The organism is Rhodothermales bacterium, from assembly GCA_017643395.1.
Classification (GTDB): Bacteria; Bacteroidota; Rhodothermia; order Rhodothermales; family UBA10348; genus JABDJZ01.
Window position 1 is genome coordinate 1,511,926 of the sequence record JAEPNP010000001.1, and the last position, 26,072, is coordinate 1,537,997.

The window sequence follows — 26,072 nt, forward strand, 5'->3', positions numbered from 1 at the left end:
ACGGCATCAAGCGTGGCTAGGGAATCCCAGTGGGTCAAGGTCGGCAAACGTGAGGTGGAGCTCTCCAACCTCACCAAGACGCTGGACCCCACGGTGCCGGTGGTCAAGGCGGAGATCGTCAACTACTACCTCTCTGTGGCTCCGACCTTCCTGCGTCACGCGCGGGGCCGACCGCTCAGCCTCGTGCGCTACCCTGACGGCATCGAAGGCGAACAGTTCTTTCAGAAGTCCCGACCGGACTGGGCGCCGGAGTGGATCGGCTCGGTGCGCCTGGACAAGAAGTCGCAGGACTACATGGTGGCTGACGCCACGGCCGACGTGGTCTGGCTGGCCAACCTCGCCTGTCTGGAATTGCATGTCACGCAGGGGCGCATTCCTCATCCCCATCGCCCGGATCAGATTGTCTTTGATCTCGATCCGCCGCCGGACTTCCCGTACACGCGCGTGATCGAGCTCGCGGCGGGCCTCGGAGAGCAGCTCCGTGGCTACGGCTACCATCCCTTTTGCAAGACCTCCGGCCAGAAGGGCATCCACGTCGTGGTACCGATCGAACCGCGCTGGGAGATCGAGAAGGTGATGGAGGCCGCGCACGAGGTGACGGGCGCGTTCGTGCGCAGGCACAAGGACGAGACCACGCTCAACTGGAGCCAGAAGGCCCGCGAGACCCGCGTGCTCATCGACCTCAATCGCAATCGCAAGGGTCAGACAGCCGTGGCCGCGTACAGCCTGCGCGGCAAACCCGGTCTGCCGGTGTCCATGCCGCTCACCTGGGAGGAACTGGCCACGCTGGAGGACGCGTCGCCCTACAACTACGCGACGGTGCCGCGCATCCTGGAGGAGAAAGGGGATCCCTGGGAGGCCATGGCCGCCTATGCCGTCGCGATTCACACCGACCGCGCCCCTGCGGTGGCTGCAGGGGATCCGGAGACGCTGAAGGCCTACGAGAAGAAGCGCGACTTCGACATCACCTCAGAGCCCGGGCCGGTGCTGGGGAGCGAGGACATGGCCCGTTTCACCATCCATCGGCATCACGCGACAAACCTGCACTACGACCTTCGGCTGGAGCAGGACGGCGTGCTGAAGTCCTGGGCGCTGCCGCGCGGCCTGCCCCATGAGCCGGGCGTCAAGCGGCTGGCCGTGGAGGTGGAGGAGCACCCCATCAAGTACCTGACCTGGGAAGGCGTCATCCCGAAAGGCGAGTACGGGGCGGGCCCGATGTGGGTCTACGCCACCGGCCGGTACACGGTCACCAAGGAGAAGAAAACCGGGTTTTACTTCCGACTGCACTCCGAGCAGATCAATGCGGACTACCGGATGCACCGCACGCAGGACAAGCAGTGGCTGCTGGAGCGCGTGCACGAGCCCGACCGGGAGTGGCTGAAAGGCTCGATTCCGCCGCTTCTGTGTGAGAAGGTGGACGCGGTGCCCATCGACGACAACTGGCACTATGAGGTCAAGTGGGACGGCATCCGGGCCATCATCACGGTGATTGAACAGCAGGTCACAATCTGGAGCCGCAATGGCAACGACATCACCGACCAGTTTCCTGAGCTTTCGGCCGATGGCCTTAACTGCACGACCGGTGTGTTTGACGGCGAGATCGTGGTGCTGGACGATGCGGGCCGCCCCGAATTCGGCCGCGTCATCAAACGCCTGCACGCTCGGGGAGAAGGAGCCGTGGCACGCGCGGCCAAGAAGCACCCCGCGGTCTGCTACCTGTTCGATTGCCTGTATCTGGACGGCCGGCCCGTGGTCAAGGACCCAATCGAACGTCGACGCGCCTGGTTGGAGGACCTGATCCGCCCCGACCACGCGTTTCGCTTCAGCCAGACCGTGGCAGACGGCGACCTGCTGTTCAAGGCCGTGAAGCAGCAGGGCCTGGAAGGGATCGTGGCCAAGCGCAAGGAAAGCCGCTACATCGCCGGTCGCAGAAGCGGAGACTGGCTCAAGATCAAATCCGAGCACGAGGTCACACTGCGCATTATCGGATTCACCCGCGGCAGCGGCGCGCGCTCAGAGACGGTCGGTAGTCTGGTTGTGGCGGAGGACACGGACGATGGGCTCGTCTACCGAGGACATCTCGGCACTGGATTCACCGATCGTGCCCTGGACGAACTGCAGGCTGCCCTCATGGATCTGGAGCGCATGGACAGGCCGGATCTCGCGCCGGACGATCAGGACAAGAGCGCCGAGTGGATCAAGCCCCAGGTCTATTGCGATGCCATCTACTCGCAGCTGACCTCCAGCGGTATGCTGCGCCAGGGAGCGTTCAAGCGGTTGCGACCGGATCTGGAATAATGGCCGCCGGTCGACTCACCGGAATCCGGGCGCGCTGGTCGATGGTCATGTTTGCGTACTCCCGGGGCGTGACGCCCGTGTATTGCTTGAACACCCGGTTGAAGGTGGCTTTGGAATTGAACCCCTGATCCATGGCGACGCCGACCAGCGTAAGCGCACTCTCATGCTTCAGCGCCTCGCAGACGGCATCCACCCGGTAGGCGTTCACCAGTCCCCGGAAATTGGTCCGAAGTCCCTCATTGATTGACTGGGAAACGAGCGCCTTCGGCCGGTTCATCAGGGCGGCCAGGTCGTCGAGGCAGAACGACGGGTTCAGGTAGGGTCGCTCCGTCGCCATGACGTCGAGCAGGGCTGCCACCGGCAGATTCGAGGCGGGACCCTGGAGACGCTCTCTGGGTCGGTCTTCGAACGCGATGCCCGGCGGCTGGGGGTTCATGAAACCCGCCAGGGACAGATAGTACAGCGTTGCGGTCGTGATGGCGAAGGGCCACCAGGCCTGCAACGTGTCCAGGCGCACCGAAACGAGATCCAGCAGTCCAAACACCCATGCGGTGGCAACACCCACGGAAATCGCCAATACAAAGGAGCGCAGCCAACCCAGCTGGATCGGCTCGACGTCCACGAACTCGCTGTCCAGCCAGACCCGATATCGCCGCAGAAGACCCCACGACCGCCACAAATAATACCCCAGTGACAGGCCCGTCAGTACTGCCAGCGCCGGCTGTACAAACGGCAGATCTACACGGTCTGTCCATTGGAAGACGAACTCGGCGTCACGGCTGAACACCAGTAGTCTGTAGCCCGCATACAACGTCCAGGGGGCGACGTGCAGCAGGTCACTCCGCCTGAAGTGGAACCGTGCATTGGTTCGAGACCTCAGGTAAAACCAGAACAGGGGTCCAATCAGAAGTCCAGTATCCAGGGGCAGAAACGGCCACTGCGCCCAGAGTACATCGGATCCGAGAAAGCTGAGTACGTACGGCAGAAGCCGCAGCGCTCCTGCCAGCACGAGGCCGGCAAGGAGCGCATCGGAGATGGTCTTTCTTCTGCCCGAGCGCACGGCGAGCAGGACTGCAAACAGCAGTCCGTGCACGATGCCGAACGCGATGGGCAAGACGAACCAGAGGGACGGCATGCCTAGCGGGAGAAGAGCGAAACAGTCTTGCCGGAGTCGGCGCGCGCGACGGTGTAGAGCAGCCGCTCTTCCTCACCTTCCACTCGATAGACTCGGGTGCCGATTGGCCACGTCTCGGTGCGCGCCGCGCGCGGACCGAGCCCGAAACCGTACCCGAATCGAGCACCCTCGGGGCCTTCCACCCGGAGCTTGGACCACCACAGCCGGTTGTTCTTGATGCGAATCAACACACGGGCCACGCGGGGCGCGGCCGCCGTCTTGTACTCCGCGGCCGGCCGCACCTTCTCCGTGGCGCCCGACACCCTGGGGTTGCCATCCACGACAATGGTCGCGTCTTCGTCGGCCACAAGCGCCAGTTCGTCGCGCACCTTGAGCTGGACCTTGCCGCGGCCGGTGACGGAAACAACGGCACGCTTCACCGCGAGGCGAGACGCGTCGATTGAGCCCTGCTTCGTGGCCACTGTCAGTTCGTCTACCTCCCCGCCGAGCACGAGCAGGTCCCCGACGCCGACGTCCAGCGTGAGTCGTGGCCCCGAGGGTTCAAGAAGGCGCACCGTCGAGTACCCGGACGTCTCCAGCGCGGCGAGCAGGGGGGTCGTGACATGAATGATGGCCTTCTGGGTCGGTTCGATCCACGCCTCCTGCGTGATTTCGAGTTTGCCTCCGCTGACGCGCGTACCGATGTAAGGCAGAATGTTTTTGTCGACGGTGATCTCGATGCCTGGGGCAGCGCCCGTACGGATCTGGACTTCCGCGACAAAGTCGAGAGAGATGGCCGAAAACTGGGAGAGCGGTCGGGTCTGGGTGGTGATGTCACCGTTCCCGTCTACTCGCTGGGCCTGCGCAGTGAGCGGCAGGAAAGCGAACAGGATCAATAATGAGGGCTTCATGGGAGTTGCCGTTTGTGATGAAACCAACCTCCGATTCCGGCCATCGCCCATCGCCCCAAAACATAGCGCGCGAGGCCCAAAACATGTTCTGAGCCCTCCCGTTCGGACTTGAGACCCTATCCGCTGCCTGTGATTCTTGTCGAGAGCTGTTGCGAGTCCCTGGAAGACGTCGAGGCGTCCATCGAAGCGGGGGCCGACCGGATTGAGCTCTGCGCGGCGCTGCAGACGGGAGGCCTGACGCCGGATCCCGAACTGCTCACACGGGCCGTATCCCTTGGTACGCCGGTCATGGTGCTGGTTCGGCCACGCACCGGGGATTTTTGCTACACGCTCCAGGAGCACCGGCAGGCCGTGCTCGATGTGCGATTCGCGGTTGCCTCGGGCGCCGCGGGCGTCGTCGTAGGCTGTCTGACGGGCGATGGGCAGGTTGCCGCCGAGCAACTACGTGACCTGGTCGACGCCGCTCAAGGCAGGCCTGTCACGTTCCACAGGGCATTCGACGACACCGCAGATCAGTGGGCAGCCTACGAGGCATGTGCGCAGGCCGGCGTTTTGCGCATTCTAACGTCCGGCGGAGCGGCGAGCGCGCTGGCCGGAGCAAACAGGCTGCGTGAGCTCGTCGCGGCCGACGGCCCTGGCATTCTGGTCGCGGGTGGCGTGAGGGCATCGCACGTGACAAGGCTTGTCCAGGCAACGGGAGCCCGGGAAATCCACGCCCGGGCATCTGCGATCCCGGACCTGATCCGGGCGCTGCGCAACTCCTGAGAACAGGTCCGTTTACTTGGATTCGGGCTCAAGGCCCTATCTTGCCACGAATCATCGGCCCCCGCGGCCCGGAGGAATACCATGCGCGCACTCTGGAAAGGGCACATCCAGTTTTCGCTGGTCACCATTCCCGTCAAGATCTACGGCGCCATCGAGGCCAGCCAGAAGATCAGCTTCAACCAGCTTCATGCGGACGATTTTGGCCGCGTCAAGTACGAGAAGAAGTGCAAGAAATGCGGCAAGGTCCTCAGGACCGACGAGATCGTCAAAGGCTACGAGATCGAGCCCGACACGTACGTGGTCGTCGAGAAGGAGGACTTCGAGAAGCTCAAGATGAAGAGCCTCCGGGTCATCGAGATCGAGGGCTTCGTCAAGGAAGACGAAGTGCACGCCACCCTGTTCGACACGCCGTACTTCGCCGGGCCCGACGGACCCGTCGCGGCCAAGACCTATGCGCTGCTCGTCGAGACGCTGAAGGAATCCGGCATGCTCGGCGTGGGTCGTGTTGTGCTGCGGGACCGCGAAAGCGTCATGCTCCTGGCTCCGAATGAGCAGGGATTGATGCTCTACAAACTGCGCTACCCGGAAGAATTGCGGGCGATGGACAAGGTGCCCGAGATTGACTCCGCTGTGGCCGACAGGGATCAGCTGAAGCTCGCGCGCACGCTGGTGGACACCATGGCCACGACGCTCGACAAGCTTGAGCTGAAGGACCGGTACAATGACGCGCTGCGTGAGATGATCGTGGCGAAGGCCGAAGGCAAGGAGCTCGTCACGTCTGAAGAGGCGCCGAAAGAGGTGGTCGACATCATGACCGCGCTGCAGGCGTCCATCGACGAGGCCAAGGAAAACCGGAAACCCATGAAGAAGGCGGGCGAGGAGAAGGCCGTCGAAGCCGACGAGGAGCCCGCGCGTAAGACCGGCTGATGCCGCGCATACTTCAGCTAGTCACCAATCGGAAAGGGGCCTATCGCAGGGCCAAGGGGGAGCGGACTGCCGAGGAGGAGTCCCAGCTGAACCTGTTCGCGCAGCGCCAGGCCGCCACCGTAGTTCGACTGGACGCTGCCCTGTCGCCATTCGATTCCGCCCTGATGAAGGACCGCACGGGGGCAGGCTCGGATGCGCGGGACGCATACCTGCAGGCCGTGCGAGACGGAGACCGGGTGGCCGACGCCTGTTGCAACCTGGGCATTCTGGAGGCCGCGGACGGCGCCTATGACGACGCCGTCGAGTGGTTTGCGCGCTCGCTTGCGGCCGATCCGGAGCACGTCGAGGCCCACTACAACCTGGGCTGCCTGTATCTGGACATGGAGATGTTTGCGCCTGCCCGTGTGCACCTGGCGGTGGCTGCGGCGCGGGATCCCGAGAGCGCCGAGCTGCAATTCAATCTGGCGGTCGCGCTGGCAGGCGTTGGGCAGTTCGCGGCCTCGGTCGCGGCGCTTCGGCAGTTCCGGAAACTCAGTCCGGATCCTGACCGGGACGAGAGTGCCCAGAAACTGCTTGGCGAGCTCGAAAAGGCGCTTCAGGAGCGCGCCTGAGCTACCGCACGACCAGGCTTCGGGTGTGCACGCGTCCGCGTTCGGTAAGCCGCACGAGGTACAGACCAGAAACCCAGCGCGACGTGTCCAGCGTGAATCGCACGCGTCCGGTGAGGGATTCCTGCTCCTCGAGTTCGAACATCACGCGGCCCAGCAGGTCCACCACCTCCAGCGAGACCCTTGAGCCTTCCGCCACATCGGCGGCCACGTTGGCCAGTCCCCGAGCCGGCGTCGGGTAGACCGTAAAGACCCCGCCGGTTTCCGGCTCGACGGGGACCTCGCCCTGCAGGTTGCGAGGTGTCAGAATGGTGCCGGCGTTGGAGCGGATGAACGCTACGTCCTCTCTCAGCTTGCGCACGGAGTCGAGATTGGAGGATCCTCGGGACCAGACAAGGCCGACAGTAAATTCGGCCTCACCGAGCGGAGGCAGACAGAATGGCCCGCGGCTCATCCACATGCCCCTCGACCCCGGGTGATTGATTTTACCGTGCGGGAGACGGGTGTTTCCTTCGGACCAGTACGCGCCGGTCACCGGATCGCCGGGATACATGTAGCGGATCGGCCGATCCGGATTGCCACCCAGGCCTCCCGGGTATCCCACACCACCCTCCAGCAAGGGCTGTCCGAGCTCGAATCGGGCCGTCATGGCCCGGTAAACACCCCGCACCCCGTAGGCGCGGCTGCGGACTCCCCCTCCTCCAAAGCGTTCCATGGTGGAGGTGGGCATCCAGTCGCTTTCTCCTTCCGAGCAGGTACCATCGCGGTCGAGTCCCTGTGCCTCCAGAAAGAACCAGCCTGTGGCAGGCGGGGCAGGTCCGTATCCCCCCTCGTCATCATCGTCGGCGTTGTAGTAGAACTTCAGGCCCAGGGAGGTGTCCGTTCCCGCATAGTCGTCGGTAAAGTTTCCCAGGTCTGACGCGGTTCGAATTCCGAAGTAGGCATCCGCAATGGGCGATGTGTTCTTGTTGCGAACCTGAAAGCGATAGAAGAGAGCATTTCCCAAAACGCCCGGAACGTCAAATCCGTACGCGGTCATGCGAACCTCAACACCGAGGGGCCTCGGCGATTCCGTTCTCGGGTGCACGTTCCCCGCGTCGTTCAGAATCCACCACGCCTGCCAGTCGCCGCGCACTGCGGGATAGTCTCCGTCGGCCGGCTGGTACCCCACCCGGCCGTTCTTCTCGACGTATGGCGCGCCGAGCCCGACGGGCCACTCTTCGACGTCTTCGGTTCGGCTTTCAGGATTCACGCCCTCATCTGCCCGCGTCACGTACCAGATGCGATCGAAGCGCCCACAATCCTCCGGGGGGGTGACGCCGTAGGCCAGCGGCCCGGGGAAGAACTCTGTACTGCGGTTGCGGGTGACGGCTGCGAGGGTGTCGCCGTTCACGGTGCCCGCGACCGCGAAGGTGGCTTCCCCTCCAGCCTCGATCCCTGATCCGGCAGGTATGACGAGGTTTCCCCACCAGTGGAGGTGCCCGGTATTCTCCAGGGTGGTGGCTACCGTGCCGGACCGGACGGCCAGACTTGCCTGACCCGCCCCACAGCGTCCGAAGGCGGTAGAATCCACCGGGACCGTCTGGGCGACGCACGGAAGCGCGCACGCAAAAAGAACCAGAAGCACGATGCGAGGCATGGCGCGAAACGTACCCTACGCGCCCGCGGCATGCCCGGTGCTAGCCCACCTGCGGTCCGTTTTCCGGTGTGGCCGGTTGAGGGTGGCGCGCCTTCAGCAACCCGTACAGGCTCACCAGCAGCCAGAACCCTTCGATCACCGCAGCCGAGAGGTTGAAATCGAAGTACAGCGTTACCAGAATCAGCGCTGCACCAACCGCATTCGCCGCCGAATACCGGGCCTCCCGTGCGCTCCAGCGATCGGTCTGCAGCAACACGTAGGACCCGAGGATCAGAGCCACGCCTACGAGCCCCAGCGCGTCAATCACACCCACGGTAGCCGGCCTCCTTCAGGGCTTTCCGGGCGATGCGCTGCAGCTCGCCCGGCACGCAGACATAGTCGGTATCGAAGCTGCCGAACGCAAGGATCGGTATGCGGGCATCGGCCAGAACGCGGCTCAACGCGGCGAGAATTCCGATGGCGTCGTGCGGCAGTTCGTCGTCTACCCTGAACATGCGCCAGGGTCCCGATGTGCGCGCCTCCACGGGAGGATCATCCGACAGCGTAATCACGGTGGTCTCGTCCGGCGTGCGCATCACACAGAAGGCATCATCCGGCCCTGTTGCACCGGCAGGTAAGCGCCAGGCCCAGTAGACCCCCTTGAACCACTGCAATTGCATGCGGCAATGGTACGTCACTTCGTAGCATGCCGCAGAGTTCATCGCCCGAAAAACATGCGTTGTCTGCTGCTGGTTGCTCTGCTTGTTGCCTTTCCCGCCAATGCCCAGGACCAGGGGCCATCCATGGGGGACGGACCGTTTGAGCGTCTGGTGATTCGTGGGGGTACCGTGATCGATGGCGCGGGCGCCCCGCCCATCGGGCCGGTGGATATCGTGGTCGAGGGCAACCGTATCGTGGAGATCCGCAACGTGGGGTATCCCGGCGTACCGATCAGGCCGGAGCGCCGGCCGGCGGCGGGCACGCGGGAGATCGACGCGTCGGGCATGTACGTCCTGCCGGGTTTCGTGGACCTGCACGGCCATACTCACAAGCCCGGATCTGGGCAGGACACTCCTGTGGACTACATCCGGGCGCTTTGGCTGGCCCACGGCATTACCACGACGCGCGAGCCCAGCGGAGGCGATCCGGACTGGCTCCTGGAGCAGAGGCGCCTCTCCGAGGAGAACGCGATCACCGCGCCCCGCTTCTTTACGTATCCGGTGTTCGGCAGCGGGTGGAATCGCCGGATCACATCGCCGGAGGACGCGCGCGAATGGGTGCGCTGGATCGCCGCCAAGGGCGCCGACGGGATCAAGTTCTTCGGCGCTCCCCCGCCCATCATGTACGCGGCGCTCGATGAAATGCAGAAGCAGGGACTTCGCGGAACCGAGCACCACGCGCAGCTGGATGTGACCCGCATGAACGTGCTGCAGACCGCATCGGCCGGATTGACCTCCATGGAGCACTGGTACGGTCTGCCCGAGGCGCTCTTTGAGGATCGCATCATCCAGCACTACCGACTGGACTACAACTACCTCAACGAGGCCCATCGCTTCGGGGAGGCCGGCAAGCTGTGGAAGCAGGCTGCCGAACCCTTCAGTCCCCACTGGAATGCAGTGATGGACTCGCTGATTGCGCTGGACTTTACGATTGATCCGACGATGGTGGCGTACCTGGCCAGTCGGGATCTGGAGGCGCAGTCCCGTCGGCCCTGGCACGCGGTGTACACCCTGCCGAGCCTCTGGCGCTTCTACCGTCCGGCGCGCGAAGCGCACGGCTCCTACTGGTTCTACTGGACCACCGAGAACGAGATGGACTGGAAGGAGAACTACCGCCTGTGGATGACCTTTCTGAACGAGTACAAGAACCGGGGCGGGCGGGTAACACTGGGCAGCGACTCCGGCTATATCTACAACCTCTACGGCTTCGGGTACATCCAGGAGATGGAGCTCCTGAGGGAGGCGGGATTCCATCCGCTGGAGGTCATCCGTTCAGCCACCATTCTCGGAGCCGAGGCCCTGGGCGCGGACGACGAAATCGGCTCCATCCAGGTAGGGAAGCGGGCGGACTTTGTGATCGTGCCCGAGAATCCGCTCGAAAACCTGAAAGTGCTCTACGGGACGGGGGCCGTGCGACTGAATGACGAGACCGGAGAGGTGGAGCGGGTCGGTGGCGTGCGGTGGACCATCAAGGACGGCGTGATCTTCGATGCGCGTCAGTTGCTGGGGTGGGTGCGCAGTCTTGTGGACGCGGCCAAAATGTTGGAGGGCATTCCGTCCGGCCCGATGCCCATGTTCATCGAGACACACTGAGCGCCGCCTGAGCGGTATCCTCCCGTGCACTTCCCTTACCTCAACCAGAAAGCATGACACGAGCGGCGCTGATGCTGGCCGTCCTCCTTCTTGGGACCTCTGCGGACTCCCGGGCTCAGGACGCATTCTCCATAGAGGCCACCCAAATCCAGAATGCGCCTCGCGTGGACGGTCATCTGGATGACCCGGTCTGGTCCGGTATCGACCCGGTCGAAAACTTTGTGCAACGCTGGCCAGAAGAAGGCGCTGAACCAACCGAGCGAACGTGGGTGAAGGTGGCCTACGACCGGGACAACCTGTACTTCGCCTTTCAATTCTCTGACGCGAACCCCGAGTTGATCCGCGCCAAGAACATGGAGCGTGGTGGGCGCAACGATCGTGATGACCACGCCTACATCGGGCTGGACACGTTTCTGGATGGCCGGAACGCCTACCTGTTTGAGATGAACGCATTGGGTACCCAGGACGACGCGCTCATCGCCGACGAGCATATGACAATCGATTCCTACAGCTGGGACGCGGTGTTCGAATCCGAGACGGTCATCGACGAAAACGGCTGGTCGATGGAAGTCAGGATTCCGTTCCGGCAGCTACGGTTTCCGGATGGCGAAGAACTCACATTCGGCCTGTTCATGCGGCGCACCGTGAACCGGAAGAACGAGATCCAGAATTGGCCTTTGGTGCCGCTGACCTACGGGTCCGGATACTCCGACGACCTGAAGACGGTGTCGCGCTATGGACGACTCACAGGGATCAGAAATATTCGCCGCGGCCGGAATGTTGAGGTCAAGCCGTACGTTATCACGGGCGGCCAAACGCGCCGCCCGGACCTGTCTATCGAGGACACGGACAGCGAGTTCTCGTACGATGCCGGGTTTGATGTCAAGTACGGTATAACGTCCAATCTCTCCCTGGACCTGACCGTCAACACGGACTTCGCGCAGGTGGAAGCGGACAACACGCAGCTGAACCTCACGCGATTCAGCCTCTTTTTTCCTGAGAAGCGGGAGTTCTTCCTGGAGCGCTCGGGCATCTTCGAGCACGGTGACTCGAGGCAAACCCAGACCTTCTTTTCGCGGCGTATTGGAGTGTTTGAGTCGATCCTGTTGGGAGGTCGCCTGACGGGCCAGGTGGGTCGCTTCAACGTGGGGCTCATCAACATCGAGACAGGGCCGGATGAAGGCACCATCGCGGACAAGCTCGGCCGAGCGTTCGGGGCCGAATCGGCCAACAACGCGGTAGCCCGCATCCAGACCAATTTTGGCCGACGGGGGTCCGTGGGAGCCATCGTGACCAGTCGGGCGCAGGGCGATGCGTGGAATCGGGCTGTCGGACTGGACGCTCGGCAGCGGTTCGGGTCGGCGAGCAGCGCTGATGTGTGGTATACCCGCGTGACGGACGCAGACCCGTCCAACGAGGACTGGGCAGGAAGCGTCGCCGTGAACCTCCGCAACGATCTGTACGGAGCGAGCCTGTCCTACACGAGCGTGGGGGAGAACTACCGGCCGGCGCTCGGCTTCGTCCGGCGACGGGATATGCGTCGCACCGTGGCGACGGGCACCTACTCACCCCTGTTTGAGGACGGTCCGTTCCGTCAGGCCACGTTTCACACCATGGGAATTCACTACGACGGGCAGGACGGCAATCTCCAGTCGTGGCTGTCGCTGGTGTCGATGACCTTGACATCGCGAGCCCGCATGTCCGTCAATGTCTCCGGGTCCCGGGAATTTGACCGATTGACCGGGTCGTTCTTCATCCGTCCCGATGCCGAGATAAGCGCGGATGACTACTACTTCACCCGGGTCAGTTCGAGGGTGAACACAGACCCCGGCAAGAAGCTGTCGGGGAGTGCGTCGGTCTCGGCCGGCGGCTTCTACGGGGGGCACCGCACGGACTGGTCGGTGGGCGCAGGGTGGCGTCAGTCAAAACACCTGACGCTCGGGGGAAGTATTCGAAACAGCATCGTGCGCCTTCCTGTCGACAATGGAGATTTCAGCGCCACCACCGTGTCGGTGGATGTCCTTGCCAGCGTGAGCCGAAAGCTCTTTTCCAAGGCGCTGATCCAGTATGACAACTTCTCCCGGAACGTCAGCGCAAACGTTCGGATAAACTGGATTCATACCCCTGGCTCGGACCTCTTCCTGGTCTTCAACACCTCGTACCACCTGGCCGAAGATGGGGAGGTGCTGTTTGATCCGCGTGCGGACATCCTGATGAACAGCCGAGTCGGCGTGGCCAAACTGACCTACCTGGTGTTGCTCTAGGCCAGCGGCTACTCCCCGAGCCCGCAGCTGACTCTGAACATGTGCCCATCGGGGTGCCGCAGGTGGAATTCCCGCACGCCCCACGGCTCGTCCGTCGGAGGCCACGTCACGACACAGCCGTTCTCCACGGCAATCTCGTGATAGCGGTCCACCTCAGATCGCGAGGTGACCCACCAGGTCATCCACACGCCGTCGGTGTCGTCCGCTCCGGGGCAGGACGGCATGCGCGTACCCTTGGATCCCTGGCAGTCCACGCACAGGAAGATGGTGGTCTTGCCCTGTCGCACTCCGCCGAATCCTGCCTTTCCGTGCTCGTTTTCAGTCGCCGCTTCCGGTCCGTCTCCAATCAGGCCTTCCTGATTCCAGGTGAAGGAGCGTTCCCAGTCGAACAGTTCGAAGAAGGCAAAGCTCTGCGCGATGTCGCTCACGTTCAGTACAGGCGTGACTCCGTCTACAGCCATCAGTCCAGATCTCGGGCGCAGCGAAAGCCGATTGCGTTGCTGCGCACGTCTTTGAGTGTGCCGGCGCGCCAGTAGGTGCGCGCCACTTCCAGTTCCATGGTAAAGTCGCCGCCGCGAAGAATGCGAATATCGAACGTCTCGAGATCGTAGCGCGACGGCTCTTCACCAGGCTCGGGATAGTACTGATAGTAGGCACCGATCCATTCGGACACGTTTCCACTCATGTCGTACAGCCCGAACTGGTTGGGCTTCTTGCGGCCGACCTGTGCGGGGTGGGCATTGGCGTTCCCCCGATAGCGCACGTAGTCGCCGGCCTCGGCCTCATCGTTCGTGCCGGCCCAGACTTGCTTATCCACGCCTCCGCCGGCCGCGAATTCCCATTCGGCTTCGCTGGGCAGACGGCCCCCTATCCAGGCGCAGAATGCGCTGGCGTCCTCCCAGTCCACATCAACCACCGCGCGATCTCCCCGCACGCCGTCCACGTCTCCGGGCATCCTGCGTTCGGTGGCTCGTGCAAAGGCGTCGTATTGATGATACGTGGTCTCGTAACGGGTCAAGGCATAGGGGGTGAGATCCACCTCATGAAGCGGCAGGGCGTCCGGGTTCTCGATCATCGCCGTGTCGCCCATCACGAAGCGCTCGCCAGGAATGGTCACCCACTCGATGCCGATGCGTTCGGCTCTGCGGGATTCCTTCAGGGAAGCGCAGCCGGTAAGCAGGGCGGCGGTGAACAGGGTCAGAACTAGTCGGCGCATGGAGACGGTCTGGATGGAGGACTCCCCTGAAGGACAGCGCTGAGGCGAAAAAGTCGCCGGTTGCTACCGAACCACGACACCTGCGACCACAGAAACGGCTCCGGCAGACTCGGTCTGTACGTAGTAAACGCCATCTGGAAAGTCCGCCAGGTCGATGGGGTGGCGCACCTCACCTGCGCCCTGCCAGCTTCGGGAGTGCGACAGGCGCCGACCCAACACGTCAAACACGTGCACGGTCAGTTCACCTCCAGGATGGTCCAGCAGGAGGGTTGCGTGCTCCGCGGCCGGGTTCGGAAACAGGGAAAGCCGCGCCGGGGCGATGGGGTCCGGATCGACTCGAATGGTGGAGGGGATGGCTATGGAGTACACGCCGCGGCACGTGCCCGCAAGCAGCTCTCTCCAGAACGCATCGTATGTCAGCGTTTCCGTGCAATCCGGCAAACCCGCATCGGCCGGCTCAAACAAAAAGCCGTCCGCGGAGCGAAACACCCCCTCCCAGGAGGCCACCCAGATCGCTCCGTCGGGAGTCTCGACGATCTCCACTGGATTCACATCCGGTAGTACGGCGCGCCAGGTCGTGTCGGGCAGGTCGAGGCGGTAGACGCCGGCCGGGCCAAGGCTTCTGTCAAACGGGAAGGCTATGCCCGCAAACAGCGCACCGCCGGCGGACTCCAGAATCTGTTCGGCAGCGGCGGGGAGTTTCCCGCCGACGGACTCGTAGGTGCTGGATGCCGGGGTCGGCCAGCGCAGAATCTCCCAGTCATTGGCCAATGGATAGAGCATGCTTACGTACAGTGCCCCCGACTGCGACAGGTGTGTACCCCAGATCGGTGGGTCGATCCGGGACCCGGCGGGCACTCCGAGCGCGGAAAAGAACTGTCCGTCCTGGCTGGAGAACACGTCCCAGAGCGACCACGTCGTGAGCACGTCACCGATTGCAGCGTTGTAGGCCAGATTGTCGATAAACCCGTGCGGGATGCTACCGCCCAATTCGGGGTTCGGGAGCAGCGTCCAGGTGCGGCCGCCGTCGGTGCTGCGATGCAGGCCGGAGGCGGTCGTGCCGAGCCACACTTCATCCGGTGACCCCGCGGTTGTGATTGCTGACAGGTTGGGCTCCCCCCGAAAGCCCATCGATGTCCAGGAAATGCCACCGTCATCGCTGCGGTACAGGCCGTCCGAAGCGGTGCCCGCCCACCAGGTGCCTGTGCGTGGTTCGGGAAAGAGTGCGGTCACTGACGGAGAGCCAATGCCTTCAAGCGTCGCGATCTCCCAGTTCGCGCCCTGGTCCCGGCTCACGTGCAGGTTGCTTCTGGCTGCCATCAGCCGGATTGCCCCAAGAACCGACGCCTGCCCGGGGTGACCGGATGAGCGAACCCCTGTCAGGTAGGTTCGCTCGGAGAGGTTGATCTGCTCCTCGCATGGGCCGCCGGACAGAGGACGGCTATACAGCGTCGCTCTGCTGCTCAGGACTGCCTGATCGCCGATTACTGCCAAGAGGTCATCCGCAAAGCAGGGCAGCCAGCCGTGCAGGGACCATGTGCGTCCCTGATCCGGGGACGTGAACAACCCCGTCCGGTTGTTGTGGCTTCCGACCATCCAAACCTGCCCTGCAGCGATTCGGGCGTGACCGCGCGGCGTAGCGGATGACCCCAGGGCTACCGTCTCCCAGGTGACTCCGCCGTCCTCCGACATGGCAAGGTTGAGACCGGAGTTGGCGGGTGAGACAATTACAACGGAGCCTGCCGCGGACGCCCAGCGCATTCCGTTGGTGCGGGTGAACGCGTATGCCGCTTCCCCAAGTCGCCAGCTCCAGATTCCGTCATTCGACACGAGCACGGCACGACCGGTCTCTCGGTGGATGGCCACCGAGCGGCCGGACACGGAATCTGGCAAGGGCGCCTCAATCCATGTCGTCCCCCCATCGACCGAATACTGTGGCGGGCTGGCGGACGCCACGGTGTCGGCACCGGCAAATCCGAAGTACCTGCCGTTTGTCAGGTAGCGCCATGACCGAAGCTCGTCGTCACTCACGTAGGAGTGCGCCCCGGTCAATGTGACTACCGCCGTGCCGCGTTCCGGCCAGGCGTACACGGCGCGAACGGTTCCGCCGGCCGGACCACCGGTGGCCGTCCAGCGGTCACTCTGGGCCACGGCGGTGGATGCCCAGGCCAGGGCCGCCAGCAACCAGAGGGCGCGCATGCTAGCGGCTGGCCTCCTGAACAGTAGCCCGGTACTTGTCAAACCAGGCCAGCACGTGCCCGGTCTTGGCAATCAGGTTGCTGGGTCGGCTCGCGATGCCGTGGCTTGCATCAGGAACCCGAACCAGCGAGGCCTCAACGCCCTTGATCTTGAGAGCGCCGTAGTACTGCTCGGTTTCCGACATCGGTGTGCGGTAGTCCACTTCTCCGGTGATCAGCATGGTGGGTGTCGTCACGTTGCCGATGAGCGAAATGGGCGATCGGGCCATGTAGTGATCCTGGTGTTCCCACGGCGGACCGGGGAACCAGTACTTCCAGAATGTCGACAGCCCGTCCGCGTTGAGTACGAAGCTGTACCAGTTGATGACGGGCTTCTGCACCACCGCGGCCCGGAAACGGTCTGTCTTGCCGATGATCCAGGATGTCAGCACGCCACCCCCGGAGCCCCCGGTCACGTACAGTTGGTTCTCGTCCACGTAGCCGCGCTCCAGTACGGCATCCACTCCGCTGATGAGATCATCGTAGTCATTGCCGGGATAGGCGTGGTGAATCAGGTTGCCGAACTCCGCGCCGTAGCTGGTCGAGCCCCGTGGATTGGTGTACAGCACCACGTAGCCCTTGGAGGCGTAGAGTTGGGCTTCTGCTGAGAAGTGCGGTCCGTAGCTGGAAAACGGTCCGCCGTGGATCTCCAGAATGAGCGGATACTTCTGCGATGGGTCGAATCCGGGAGGGGTGATGATCCAGCCGTGTACACGCCGGTCGTCGAAGGAGGAGTCGTACCAGATTTCTTCCACCTCACCGAGTTCACGCGCTCCCAGCAGATCCTCATTCAGGAACGTCAGCTGCCGGGTTCGCCCGTTGGCGGCGCCTACCCACAGATCCGCCGGTCGTTGCGGGGTGCCGGAGGTAAATGCATAGGTGCCGTTGCCCGCAAAGGAGGCCTGACCACCTGAGTAGGGACGGCCGATGGACAGTCCGCCCACATTGCCGTTGAGCGTCGTCAACGTGCCGTCAAGCGTCACCCGGGCGACTCGCCCCATGCCCTCGTCCGTGTAGGAGATGTACAACGCGCGTCCATCTGCCGACCACTCCGCGCTGCCTACCGAGCGGTCAAACTCCGGAAGCAGTTCGCGGCTTCCGGATCCGTCCGCGTCCATCACGTACAGACGGTTCTGCATGTAGCCCATGTACGTGTCATCGTAGCCGCGATAGGCAATCTGTCCGTTGCTGGAGACCCGCGGGCTGGCGTCGGGGCCATAGCGATCGGTAAGCGCGGTGAGGTCTCCGGTAGCAAGGTCCAGGCGATATACCTCCGAATCGCGCGCCTCGACTTCGTAGTCCGCCCGCCGGTTGGCGCTGAGTATCAAGGCGTTGCCGTCGGGAGTCCACGACGGGGTGCCGCCATGACTTTGCGGGCCGAACGTGACCTGCCGCGGGGTGCCACCTTCGGCGGGCAGGATGAAGAGCTGGCTGCCACCCTGCTCCACAAACCCCTGCCTGCCGTCACTCCGGTAGTTGATGTCATCGATGAAGGTCCACTCCGGACCCCAGTCCGCTCCGCGCGGCTTGCGGGGCATTTCGACCGCGATATCCGGGTCTGCATTCGGCACGAACATGCTGAGTGCGATCCGGGTGCCGTCCGGAGACCAGGCCAGACTGGAAGGTCCGCGTTCGAGATCCGTCAGCTCGGCCACGTCGCCCGTATCCATCCAGCGCACGTACACCTGACTGCGACCGTCCTTGCTGGATACGTAGGCCAGCCGATCTCCGCGAGGACTCCACCGCGGCTGGGATACGCCGTAGGTCCCATCGGTGAGAGGCCGATGCCCGGAGCCGTCCGCGTTGATGATCCAGAGCGCGGTCCGGGACCCGTCAGTCATCACATCGAAGCCCGAGCGTACGTAGACAATGCGCGATCCGTCCGGCGAAATCTGCGGCTGCGTGGCGCGTTCGAGTTCGAATACATCCCGCGGCAGAAATACTTCCTGAGCGCTCGCCGTCGGCACGGTGAGCAGAGCGATCAACAGAACAAGAGGGCGCATGGCGGCATCATGGTGGGTGATGCCGACAATCTACTGCGCGGCGCCGGAGAGTGTCTTTATGAGCTTGTTGCTTGTGGTCAGGGCGCGCAGCGCCAGCACCATGGTTACGACGACGAAGGCGGCGATCGACAGCATCGACCAGAGCGGCAGCCCGTCCTGCACTCCGATCGACGCCTGGTAGCCGCCCCATTGAATGGCGACGAACATGAGGTTCATGGCCAGCGTGATGCCCCACATCATGCCCATTTGCTGATCCACGACTGTCTGCTTCTGCTCAGCGGACAGCTGCTGATAGCGCTTGGGGTCAGGGGTATTGATATGGTCGGGGTGCCGCCGCATGAATCGGGCGAGTCCGTACATCATTCCCGTCAGCAGTACCGCAAGACCCGGTATAAGCATCCATGCGAACCAGCTCCGTTCGGTCCACCGATCGGGTGTACCATCGATCCCGTAGTGGATGGGCACGCGCTCAGGGAGCGTGTCAAACACGAAGACGCTGCCGCCGACCAGCAGCGCCAGGAGCAACAGGTTGCCGGCGTGGTAGAGTGATCTGTCCATGGGGCTCTGAAAAAATCAGGTCGTAGGGGATACGGGAGTACCCCCACCGAAGTGACGCTCGCGTGCACGTTTTGCGGTCAGTGGCCGCCGTGGTAGCCGCGCGCCATCCTGTACTGGTGGACCTGTTCGGACGTGAGTATGTCCATCATCGCGAGGTGGGCGCGAAGGTGTTCCGCCCGGATCGCGGCTCGCTGGGCTCCGGCCGCGCTGGTGAGATCCACCAGTTGCTGCTCATCAATCTGACGCCCGGCGAAGGCAGCATCCAGGTCTCTTTCGAGGGCGATGAGGCGTTTGCCCATGGCCTGAGTCGCGGTCTGCATACGCTCGAACAGCGCTTGGGTCTGCTCCAGTTGCGGATCCGTGAGCCTCAGCGTCTCCGCCATCTCCAGCACGTGTTTGGGGCCGGGATACCCGTTCAGTTCTGCGGGCAGCGCGAAGCCCATACCGTTTCCGGCCTCCAGATCGGCAATCTCCTGGTCACTCAGCGCCTTGATGGCGCGCGATTGCAGGTCCACATACGGGCTCGCGCCGTGGTCGTGCTGGGCTACGGCGGGAGTGACCAGCAGGAGGCCGAGTGCGAATACTGTCAATCTCATGTCGTGCGAACCCGGTTGCGTGTTTCTGAATCCTCGGCTGACGAGAAGCCGTCCGTGTCCGTCAGAATGCCCGCGCCTTCCTCGGCGGGCTCGGCTGGGGCCCTGTACGCCGCGGGAGAACGGGTCGGCCCGACTGCAAGGTCCGTTAACTCCTCTGCCAGAGCATCCACCTTGCGCTCCGCTGTTTTCTTCTGCGCCGGATACACCACCCAGGCAACGAGCGAGTAGACCAGGGCTACCGTTGCGAAGATTCCTGCTGTAATCAGGACCTCGGGCTCGAGCAGGTATCCCAGAAGTCCGAACAGTCCGGCCCCACCGGCGAACCCGATGCTCATCCAGGAGAAGACCTTGACGGCGCCCGACCAGTCGTTTCGCACGTGAATGACCGTGTTCTCCCCCGCCGGCTCGACAATCACCTCGCGCTGGTTGTTACTCCAGCGGTGCGTGCGACCGATGGACTCCACGGTGCCCTTCTGATTCAGGCGGGAACGGATGGTTTGCACCATGCGACCCCAGAGGTCTTCATCGACCTCCCCGGGAATCACCACGGTGCGCTCCACGCCAAGAGGAATACCCCAGTGGGTTCCAGCCGGCTTCGGCCTCTTGGAGGTTTCCAGCGCAGCGTCCACCCACTTGGGGTCTATGCCGGCCGCATCAGCCGCCTCCCTCAGCTCCTGGAGGGACAAGCGGGACTCGCTGGTTTCGATGGAAGCTGCCTCCAGCTTGGCGGCGGTAGCCAACAGGTCTGAAGCCTGCTGATGAGAAAAGGAGCGCTCTTTCATGGTCCGTGTGGTGGACCGAAATTACGACCTCCTTCCCTCGCAGTTGCACATGATCAACGATCTCGGCCTCATCCTGGCAGGGCTTGTCCTGCTTGTCTCCGGCGCCGAAGGCCTGGTGCGCGGAAGCTCGTCGCTGGCCCGTCGCCTCGGACTTACTCCCCTCGTGATCGGCCTCACCGTTGTCGCGTTCGGAACCAGCGCGCCCGAGATGGTGGTCTCGGTGAGTGCCGTGCTGCAGGGCGTCGGCGACATCGCGGTGGGGAACGTGGTCGGATCCAATATTGCCAATATCGGACTGATTCTGGGGATAACTGCACTCATCTGTCCCATCCCGGTAAGCCTGTCCCTGCTCAAGCTGGACGCTCCGGTGATGATCCTTGCGACACTGGGCGTCGCGGGCATTCTTCTCATGGGCGGGGTCAGTTTCGGCGCTGGAGCCGGCCTCGTCGTTGCGCTCGGCGTGTACACCGCATGGAACGTGCGCATGGCGCGCCGCACAGCGCCAGAGGAAGCGGCGCCTTTTGACGAAGAGATCGCGGACCGCTCGGCGTCTGTCGGCAAGGACGTGCTCTATCTGGTGGCAGGTTTCGCTGCCCTTGTCCTCGGTGCCCGGGTGCTCGTGGACGGCGCGAGCGACTTTGCCCGCGGGCTGGGCGTGTCGGAGGCTACGATCGGCCTGACTGTGGTTGCTCTCGGGACCAGTCTCCCGGAGCTGGCGGCCTCCATTGTGGCCGCCATCCGGAAACAGACGGACATTGCGGTGGGCAACATCATCGGCTCCAACATTTTCAATCTGTTGGGCATCCTTGGCACCGCCGCCATGGTCGGTCCGCTCGCCGCACCCGGTATCTCCCGCCTGGATCTGGCAGCGATGGTGCTCCTGTCCGTGGCGGTCATCCCCCTGATCTGGACGGGACGTCGCCTGATCCGCACCGAGGGAGCGGTTCTGCTGGCGCTGTACGTGATCTATCTCATACTGGTCTGGGCTTGATGCCCGGGCCGCCTGCTACCGCGCGCCCACCTTCTTGCCGGCCAGCTCAGAGCCCAGGTAAGCCAGCGGCAGCGAGACTACAGCACCGACAATGCGGTACCAGTCCGGCTCCAGAGCGTTGGAAGCAAATGTGCCGACAACCAGCACAATGAGGGCAATCGCGCCCACCGCGAGGCCGTGTCCTCCGGGTCTGCGGCCCGCAAGCACGCCCGCAACCGCCCCTCCGAGCACAATCGACAGGAGCATGCCGACCATCGAGATCGGCACCAGCGCGGCGGAGGGGCCTTCCACCAGGCCACCCCACGCCAGGAGAACGGCGCCCATCAGGCCCCCGGCGAACACCACATAGCCGACTATGATCGCCAGAATGGACCGCAGTACGGCCAGTGGCTGGAAACGCAGGGCAGAGTCGGGAGGAGGAGGCATAAGGTTTCGAGAGGTTCAGTCGGCCCTACGATTAATCCCGGCGGACCGTTTCAAGCGAGCAGGCGGGCAGACAGCCGGCCACGATTGTGTCAGTCGGGGCATGGGTCAGATGCGGCTCAGAGCTTGCTCAAGGTCCGCAATCAAGTCTTCCGCATCCTCCAGGCCGACGGAAATGCGGATGTCTCCCGCCGAGATGCCCATTTCCGCAAATCGCTCGGGCGCATGCTCCTTCGCGTAGGAAATGGCGGGGGCGTATACCAGGCTGTCGTGGCCGCCCCAGGATACGGCGCGGTTGAACAGGCGGAGCCCATCGAAGAACCGCTTCACCCGGGCGATGTCATCCGTAGCCAATTGGAAACCCATCAGCGCAGTGAACCCGGACATCTGTCGAGCCGCCAGTTCGGCCTGCGGGAAGGAGGGCAGCCCAGGGTAACGCACGGTCCGAACGGCCCTGTGCTGTTCCAGGTACTCGGCGACTCGGAACGCGCTTTCCTGGTGTTGCCGCATGCGGGCGGGAAGCGTGCGCAGACTGCGAAGCATCAGCCATGCTTCAAACGGGGCCATTTTGGCGCCGAGAAGTTCGCCCTCGCGAACGGCCAGCGCGTCCAGGTCCGCCCGGGATCCGAGCACGGCACCTGCCACTACGTCGCTGTGTCCACACAGATACTTGGAAGCACTGTGCACCTCCAGGTCTGCTCCCAGGGCCAGGGTTTTCTGGAAGACGGGCGTGGCCCATGTATTGTCCACGATGACGCGGGCGCCGCGCTCATGGGCAAGCCCGGACACAGCCTCGATATCCTGGAGGCCGAACACGGCGCTCGACGGCGACTCCAGGTAGACCAGCCGGGTGCGGTCTGTCCAGGCCTCACGGACATCCTCAACCGTGCCTCCCACAAAGGTGGTGCGACAGCCCGTTTTTTCGGGCAGATAGCTGCTCATGAACGACCTGGCCGGACCATAGACGTTCGTTAGGGTGATGATGTGGTCACCGGCTGAGAGGCAGTGAAGAATGGCCGCCGAAATGGCCGCCATCCCACTTCCAAACAGGCGCGCCCGCTCGGCGCCCGCCAGCGCCGCGAGTTTTTCTTCGGCCAGGCTGACCGTGGGATTCATCTGCCGGGAGTAGATGGCGGTGCCCGTGCGGTCGTCAAACGCCGCATCAATCGCATCCCAGCTATCGAATCCGAAGGTCGACGTCTGGTGCAGCGGCGGCGCGGCAGCCCCGTGCGGATGCACAGGGTCCTGGTTGAGCAGCGTGTCTGGTTTCACTTGGGGCGGTAGTAACAGCCGATTCCGGTGATGGCCAGCACAGGGGCCACGACGAAATTGACCAGCGACAGGAATTGCCAGTGCCAGTAGTCGGCGACCGGCACGCCGAGCGTGGCCACCATAAAGAGCGCGGTTGCGTGCCAGGGCACCAGGCTTTCCAGCATGGTGCCGGTGTCCTCCAGCGATCGGGACAACACCTTTCGCGGCACGCCGAGCGCGTCGAACCGCTTGCCGAAGGCATCACCCACGATGAAGCTGGTGGCGTACTGATTGGAGGTCATTGCGTTCGTGACGGCGGTGGCACCCAGAGCCGCGAGCACAGTCGCCGACTGCGTGCGGGCAAAGCGGAATACGCGGTTTACCACCACAGGCATGGCATCGATGCGGTCGATGGCGCCGATGTAGAAGAACACCAGGAATGCCGTGAAGATGGCGGCGCTCATCGAGTACAGGCCGCCGCGCTCCACGAGGACCCGGACCCCATCGGGTATGGTGGCCATCCACGTAGCCATATCAGCCGAAAAGCCGCTGTTGAGCGCGGTCAGCACATCAGCAAGTGGGAACGGCTGGAGCAGCACCGCCAGGAGGGTTGCCACCAGGATCGAGCTGATGAGCACCGGGATGGTAGGATAGCGTCTCATGGAGCCCCAAAGCACCACTGCAGGAGGCAGCAAGAGGAGCGGGGAGAACGTGAACATCTCTCCCAGGGCGGCGGTGAAGGCGTCGGCATCCGCTGTGGAAGCGCCGGACCCCGGCGGATCGGTCAGTCCCAGCGCGATGTAGAGTGACAGCGCAATCACGGCAGAGGGCACCGTGGTCCATAGCATGGACCGGATGTGTTCGAACAACTCCACATCCGCCCCGAGGGCAGCGATGTTCGTAGTGTCCGACAGGGGAGAGAGCTTGTCACCGAAATAGGCACCACCGATGATGGCGCCGGCCAGGATACCGGGATTGGCTTCCGCGGCCAGGCCCACGCCCATGATCACAACGCCGATGGTGCCCGCAGATCCCCACGACGTGCCCGTCAACGTGGAAAAGACGACCGGCACGAGAAAGGCCAGCGGATACAGGACCGACGGCTGTATAACCGCAATGCCGTAGAAGACCAGCATGGGAATGGTGCCGGACACCATCCACGCCGCGATCAGCAGGCCGATTGCGAACAGGATGAAGAGCGCCGGCATGGCCTTGGCCAGCCTGGCAACGACGGAAGCCTGAATGTCCGCCCACGCATGCCCCAGCCAGCGCAGGTGGGCAACGGCAAAGGCAGCGGCACCCACAAAGACCAGCTCGAGGGGAAACGGAGGCTGATCCAGAAAGAGGGGCCGGGCCATGAGCCCGTACGCAATGAGCAGAAGCAGAAAGGCCACTGGAGTTGCCGCCTGCCAGAAGGGCACCGACTCCTCGTGCGAACTCATTCTGCGGCTGCCAGCGGCATGTGGATGCGGGTAAATCCCCAGGCCATGGTCAGCGTATCGTCGGCATGGCTGAAGGTGAGTTCCTCGACGTGCCCGCCGAGGCGGACCCGCGGCACTTCAAAGCTGCCCACCTCCTGCGCGCGCACGCCGGATGATATCATGTTGCCCCAGTGCCGGGTGGACTGTGTAGCGAAGATGCGCCACATGGTCTGGCCCGTCTGCGCATACAGGGAGTACCGACCCGGCTCAAGTCGCAAGGAACCCAGCGTGACCGGGCCGTCCACGAACAGTCGGGTAGGTTCGTTGGCACCCATGCGCCACAGGAGGCCGTCCGGTACCACACCCCCCTGCCCGAACAATCGGCGACCGTTGGAGGACGGTGCACCGTAACAAAGGCGGGCCTGCGCATCGCCCAGATCCATGTCCACTGAACGCAGCGGACTGGCCCGGGACATGTAGCTGGATGGGCTGGTCCAGTCCTTGAAGCAGGGCCCGAGCGCGGTAGAAGTGGGGAAGAAGTAGGGCCCCCTCGCGAAATACAGCAGCCCCACAATCAACAGGGGGGCTGCGAAGAGCAAGACCCGCTTCATTCGTACCCCTTCAGATAGTCGGGTACCGGCACGTCTCGGTGACGGCCGGGGTCGTCGGTCAAGGGGCCCCACGCGGTGCGGGTTTCTACGACACCGGCCCAGACGGGCAGTGCATAGTCCTCTTCATCGTCGCCCGGAGGTCCAGTGCGCGCCTTGACTGTGGCCTCATCAATGCTGACTGCCACAATGGAGGTGGCGTTGAATTCCTTGTCGCTTGGACCTCGCGCATCCGCCCATCGACCGGGCATCAAATGCTCGCTGACCGCTTCCATGCATGCCATTTTCTCCTCAGCGTCCTCCACCAGTCTGCCGGTCCCGAAAACGACCGCCGAGCGGTAGTTCATCGAGCTGTGAAACACAGACCGGGCCAGCACCAGGCCGTCCAGCATGGTGACGGCGATGGCCAGCGGCGCGCCGGTCGCAGCATGTTTGATCAGACGACTGGCCTTCGCACCATGGATGACAATCTCATCTCCGTGACGTGCGTGGATGGTCGGGATGACGAACGGCTGGCCGTCAACCTCGAACGCGACATGGCAGATGGGCGCAGCATCCAATACGGCATGCAGATCTTCGCGATCGTACGAGGCGCGATCGGGGATGCGTCGCAGGCGGCTTCGGTCCGGAATGTCGCGTCGATTCACTCAGCTCAGGGGGTGGGTCGCGGCGGGCGCGCCGCGCACGAATGCGATGTAGTCGGTGGGCTCGGGTACGAGTCCGCTGTCTCTCATCAGCAGAGAGACCTGACCTCGATGATACGCGCCGTGAAGGGCAACGTGGCACAGAATATCCTGCAGAGATGTCTGGAACGGCCGGCCCGCGGAGTTGGTGTAGGCGACGCTGCGTTGCAGATCGTCGGTTTCTACGACATCGCGAAATCGTGCGTGCAGTTCCGGAATGGTCTGGGCGATGGCCTCCAGATCCGGCTCGGGCCAGACTGCGGTGGACTGCGGCCGGGCCTGAATGCGATCCAGCCAGAGGATTTCGGCGGCGATCACATGGGCGAACCAGCGCATCGCCCGTTCGGGGGGCTGATCGGCGGTACGCAGGGCGGCCAGCACGCGCTCGTCTGCCCAGCGATTGTGGTCAAAAATCCGGTTGAGCATGGGTAAATGTGCAACCCTTCGGCTGCTCAGGGTTATATGCGCGCTCTTTCCCGGAACGTA

At 63.6% G+C, this 26,072-nt stretch carries 25 protein-coding genes; 7 read left to right on the forward strand and 18 right to left on the reverse strand.

What is annotated here, in order from left to right:
- The first annotated feature begins 12 nt into the window (after positions 1–12).
- The gene (ligD, locus tag JJ896_06075; GenBank protein ID MBO6779200.1) at positions 13–2,298 is read left to right on the forward strand and encodes a non-homologous end-joining DNA ligase; all 2,286 of its coding nucleotides are present in this window, start codon (positions 13–15) and stop codon (positions 2,296–2,298) included.
- Here the strand turns inward: ligD and JJ896_06080 are convergent.
- Positions 2,270–3,433, reverse strand: a complete 1,164-nt coding sequence (locus tag JJ896_06080) for an AraC family transcriptional regulator (protein MBO6779201.1) — start codon at positions 3,431–3,433, stop codon at positions 2,270–2,272. The genes ligD and JJ896_06080 overlap by 29 nt on opposite strands.
- 2 nt (positions 3,434–3,435) lie before the next feature.
- Entirely contained in the window at positions 3,436–4,323 is an 888-nt protein-coding gene (locus JJ896_06085) for a DUF2807 domain-containing protein (protein MBO6779202.1), read from the reverse strand.
- A 129-nt stretch (positions 4,324–4,452) separates the two neighbouring features.
- Between JJ896_06085 and JJ896_06090 the strand changes: the two genes are divergently transcribed.
- The 3 genes from JJ896_06090 (at position 4,453) to JJ896_06100 (ending at position 6,626) form a co-directional block, all read left to right on the forward strand.
- Positions 4,453–5,088 (forward strand): hypothetical protein, encoded by a 636-nt coding sequence (locus tag JJ896_06090; GenBank protein MBO6779203.1) that lies wholly within the window; start codon positions 4,453–4,455, stop codon positions 5,086–5,088.
- Between the two features lie 81 nt (positions 5,089–5,169).
- Positions 5,170–6,015 (forward strand): Ku protein, encoded by an 846-nt coding sequence (locus JJ896_06095; protein MBO6779204.1) that lies wholly within the window; start codon positions 5,170–5,172, stop codon positions 6,013–6,015.
- Complete coding sequence (locus JJ896_06100; GenBank protein ID MBO6779205.1) at positions 6,015–6,626, forward strand: tetratricopeptide repeat protein; 612 nt, start codon at positions 6,015–6,017, stop codon at positions 6,624–6,626. Before JJ896_06095 ends, JJ896_06100 begins: the two co-directional genes overlap by 1 nt.
- A 1-nt stretch (position 6,627) precedes the next feature.
- Here the strand turns inward: JJ896_06100 and JJ896_06105 are convergent, their stop codons facing one another.
- The 3 genes from JJ896_06105 to JJ896_06115 are packed head-to-tail and all read right to left on the reverse strand — an operon-like array spanning position 6,628 to position 8,963.
- Positions 6,628–8,262, reverse strand: a complete 1,635-nt coding sequence (locus JJ896_06105) for a T9SS type A sorting domain-containing protein (GenBank protein MBO6779206.1) — start codon at positions 8,260–8,262, stop codon at positions 6,628–6,630.
- Between the two features lie 40 nt (positions 8,263–8,302).
- The gene (locus tag JJ896_06110) at positions 8,303–8,569 is read right to left on the reverse strand and encodes a hypothetical protein (GenBank protein ID MBO6779207.1); all 267 of its coding nucleotides are present in this window, start codon (positions 8,567–8,569) and stop codon (positions 8,303–8,305) included.
- Positions 8,562–8,963, reverse strand: a complete 402-nt coding sequence (locus tag JJ896_06115) for an ACT domain-containing protein (protein MBO6779208.1) — start codon at positions 8,961–8,963, stop codon at positions 8,562–8,564. The genes JJ896_06110 and JJ896_06115 overlap by 8 nt, the downstream gene beginning before the upstream one ends.
- Positions 8,964–8,975: 12 nt before the next feature.
- On the opposite strand from JJ896_06115, the gene JJ896_06120 reads away from it, so the two are divergent.
- Complete coding sequence (locus JJ896_06120; GenBank protein ID MBO6779209.1) at positions 8,976–10,553, forward strand: amidohydrolase family protein; 1,578 nt, start codon at positions 8,976–8,978, stop codon at positions 10,551–10,553.
- A gap of 53 nt (positions 10,554–10,606) precedes the next feature.
- Positions 10,607–12,817: a carbohydrate binding family 9 domain-containing protein gene (locus JJ896_06125; protein MBO6779210.1), complete on the forward strand. Its 2,211-nt coding sequence runs from the start codon at positions 10,607–10,609 to the stop codon at positions 12,815–12,817.
- 8 nt (positions 12,818–12,825) lie between these two features.
- On the opposite strand, the gene JJ896_06130 is transcribed toward JJ896_06125, so the two are convergent.
- From JJ896_06130 to JJ896_06160, 7 genes are all read right to left on the reverse strand, one after another.
- On the reverse strand, positions 12,826–13,278 hold the full coding sequence (locus JJ896_06130; protein MBO6779211.1) for a VOC family protein: 453 nt from the start codon (positions 13,276–13,278) through the stop codon (positions 12,826–12,828).
- Complete coding sequence (locus JJ896_06135) at positions 13,278–14,033, reverse strand: SUMF1/EgtB/PvdO family nonheme iron enzyme (GenBank protein MBO6779212.1); 756 nt, start codon at positions 14,031–14,033, stop codon at positions 13,278–13,280. The genes JJ896_06130 and JJ896_06135 overlap by 1 nt, the downstream gene beginning before the upstream one ends.
- A gap of 63 nt (positions 14,034–14,096) precedes the next feature.
- Complete coding sequence (locus tag JJ896_06140; GenBank protein MBO6779213.1) at positions 14,097–16,232, reverse strand: T9SS type A sorting domain-containing protein; 2,136 nt, start codon at positions 16,230–16,232, stop codon at positions 14,097–14,099.
- 1 nt (position 16,233) lies between these two features.
- The gene (locus JJ896_06145; GenBank protein MBO6779214.1) at positions 16,234–18,273 is read right to left on the reverse strand and encodes a S9 family peptidase; all 2,040 of its coding nucleotides are present in this window, start codon (positions 18,271–18,273) and stop codon (positions 16,234–16,236) included.
- A 30-nt stretch (positions 18,274–18,303) separates the two neighbouring features.
- A complete protein-coding gene (locus JJ896_06150) occupies positions 18,304–18,831 on the reverse strand; it encodes a DUF1648 domain-containing protein (GenBank protein MBO6779215.1) in 528 nt (175 codons plus the stop codon).
- A gap of 77 nt (positions 18,832–18,908) precedes the next feature.
- On the reverse strand, positions 18,909–19,427 hold the full coding sequence (locus JJ896_06155) for a Spy/CpxP family protein refolding chaperone (GenBank protein MBO6779216.1): 519 nt from the start codon (positions 19,425–19,427) through the stop codon (positions 18,909–18,911).
- Complete coding sequence (locus JJ896_06160; GenBank protein MBO6779217.1) at positions 19,424–20,209, reverse strand: hypothetical protein; 786 nt, start codon at positions 20,207–20,209, stop codon at positions 19,424–19,426. Before JJ896_06160 ends, JJ896_06155 begins: the two co-directional genes overlap by 4 nt.
- Before the next feature lie 49 nt (positions 20,210–20,258).
- Here JJ896_06160 and JJ896_06165 point away from each other — a divergent pair, with 49 nt between their 5' ends.
- Positions 20,259–21,200: a calcium/sodium antiporter gene (locus JJ896_06165; GenBank protein MBO6779218.1), complete on the forward strand. Its 942-nt coding sequence runs from the start codon at positions 20,259–20,261 to the stop codon at positions 21,198–21,200.
- A 15-nt stretch (positions 21,201–21,215) separates the two neighbouring features.
- Here the strand turns inward: JJ896_06165 and JJ896_06170 are convergent, their stop codons facing one another.
- From JJ896_06170 to JJ896_06195, 6 genes are all read right to left on the reverse strand, one after another.
- A complete protein-coding gene (locus JJ896_06170; protein ID MBO6779219.1) occupies positions 21,216–21,626 on the reverse strand; it encodes a hypothetical protein in 411 nt (136 codons plus the stop codon).
- Between the two features lie 105 nt (positions 21,627–21,731).
- Positions 21,732–22,895 (reverse strand): aminotransferase class I/II-fold pyridoxal phosphate-dependent enzyme, encoded by a 1,164-nt coding sequence (locus JJ896_06175; protein ID MBO6779220.1) that lies wholly within the window; start codon positions 22,893–22,895, stop codon positions 21,732–21,734.
- A complete protein-coding gene (gene nhaC / locus JJ896_06180; protein ID MBO6779221.1) occupies positions 22,892–24,316 on the reverse strand; it encodes a Na+/H+ antiporter NhaC in 1,425 nt (474 codons plus the stop codon). The genes JJ896_06175 and nhaC overlap by 4 nt, the downstream gene beginning before the upstream one ends.
- Positions 24,313–24,906: a DUF2911 domain-containing protein gene (locus tag JJ896_06185; protein ID MBO6779222.1), complete on the reverse strand. Its 594-nt coding sequence runs from the start codon at positions 24,904–24,906 to the stop codon at positions 24,313–24,315. The genes nhaC and JJ896_06185 overlap by 4 nt, the downstream gene beginning before the upstream one ends.
- Positions 24,903–25,550 (reverse strand): pyridoxamine 5'-phosphate oxidase family protein, encoded by a 648-nt coding sequence (locus tag JJ896_06190; GenBank protein ID MBO6779223.1) that lies wholly within the window; start codon positions 25,548–25,550, stop codon positions 24,903–24,905. Before JJ896_06190 ends, JJ896_06185 begins: the two co-directional genes overlap by 4 nt.
- The gene (locus JJ896_06195) at positions 25,551–26,012 is read right to left on the reverse strand and encodes a DinB family protein (GenBank protein ID MBO6779224.1); all 462 of its coding nucleotides are present in this window, start codon (positions 26,010–26,012) and stop codon (positions 25,551–25,553) included.
- Between the last annotated feature and the right edge of the window lie 60 nt (positions 26,013–26,072).

Bases quoted from the DNA above. Each gene is read 5' to 3' on its own strand.
- JJ896_06080 (MBO6779201.1), bottom strand. From the start codon at position 3,433: ATGCCGTCCCTCTGGTTCGTCTTGCCCATCGCGTTCGGCATCGTGCAC.
- JJ896_06085 (MBO6779202.1), bottom strand. From the start codon at position 4,323: ATGAAGCCCTCATTATTGATCCTGTTCGCTTTCCTGCCGCTCACTGCG.
- JJ896_06095 (MBO6779204.1), top strand. From the start codon at position 5,170: ATGCGCGCACTCTGGAAAGGGCACATCCAGTTTTCGCTGGTCACCATT.
- JJ896_06100 (MBO6779205.1), top strand. From the start codon at position 6,015: ATGCCGCGCATACTTCAGCTAGTCACCAATCGGAAAGGGGCCTATCGC.
- JJ896_06105 (MBO6779206.1), bottom strand. From the start codon at position 8,262: ATGCCTCGCATCGTGCTTCTGGTTCTTTTTGCGTGCGCGCTTCCGTGC.
- JJ896_06115 (MBO6779208.1), bottom strand. From the start codon at position 8,963: ATGAACTCTGCGGCATGCTACGAAGTGACGTACCATTGCCGCATGCAA.
- JJ896_06120 (MBO6779209.1), top strand. From the start codon at position 8,976: ATGCGTTGTCTGCTGCTGGTTGCTCTGCTTGTTGCCTTTCCCGCCAAT.
- JJ896_06125 (MBO6779210.1), top strand. From the start codon at position 10,607: ATGACACGAGCGGCGCTGATGCTGGCCGTCCTCCTTCTTGGGACCTCT.
- JJ896_06130 (MBO6779211.1), bottom strand. From the start codon at position 13,278: ATGGCTGTAGACGGAGTCACGCCTGTACTGAACGTGAGCGACATCGCG.
- JJ896_06135 (MBO6779212.1), bottom strand. From the start codon at position 14,033: ATGCGCCGACTAGTTCTGACCCTGTTCACCGCCGCCCTGCTTACCGGC.
- JJ896_06140 (MBO6779213.1), bottom strand. From the start codon at position 16,232: ATGCGCGCCCTCTGGTTGCTGGCGGCCCTGGCCTGGGCATCCACCGCC.
- JJ896_06145 (MBO6779214.1), bottom strand. From the start codon at position 18,273: ATGCGCCCTCTTGTTCTGTTGATCGCTCTGCTCACCGTGCCGACGGCG.
- JJ896_06150 (MBO6779215.1), bottom strand. From the start codon at position 18,831: ATGGACAGATCACTCTACCACGCCGGCAACCTGTTGCTCCTGGCGCTG.
- JJ896_06155 (MBO6779216.1), bottom strand. From the start codon at position 19,427: ATGAGATTGACAGTATTCGCACTCGGCCTCCTGCTGGTCACTCCCGCC.
- JJ896_06160 (MBO6779217.1), bottom strand. From the start codon at position 20,209: ATGAAAGAGCGCTCCTTTTCTCATCAGCAGGCTTCAGACCTGTTGGCT.
- JJ896_06165 (MBO6779218.1), top strand. From the start codon at position 20,259: ATGATCAACGATCTCGGCCTCATCCTGGCAGGGCTTGTCCTGCTTGTC.
- JJ896_06170 (MBO6779219.1), bottom strand. From the start codon at position 21,626: ATGCCTCCTCCTCCCGACTCTGCCCTGCGTTTCCAGCCACTGGCCGTA.
- nhaC (MBO6779221.1), bottom strand. From the start codon at position 24,316: ATGAGTTCGCACGAGGAGTCGGTGCCCTTCTGGCAGGCGGCAACTCCA.
- JJ896_06185 (MBO6779222.1), bottom strand. From the start codon at position 24,906: ATGAAGCGGGTCTTGCTCTTCGCAGCCCCCCTGTTGATTGTGGGGCTG.
- JJ896_06195 (MBO6779224.1), bottom strand. From the start codon at position 26,012: ATGCTCAACCGGATTTTTGACCACAATCGCTGGGCAGACGAGCGCGTG.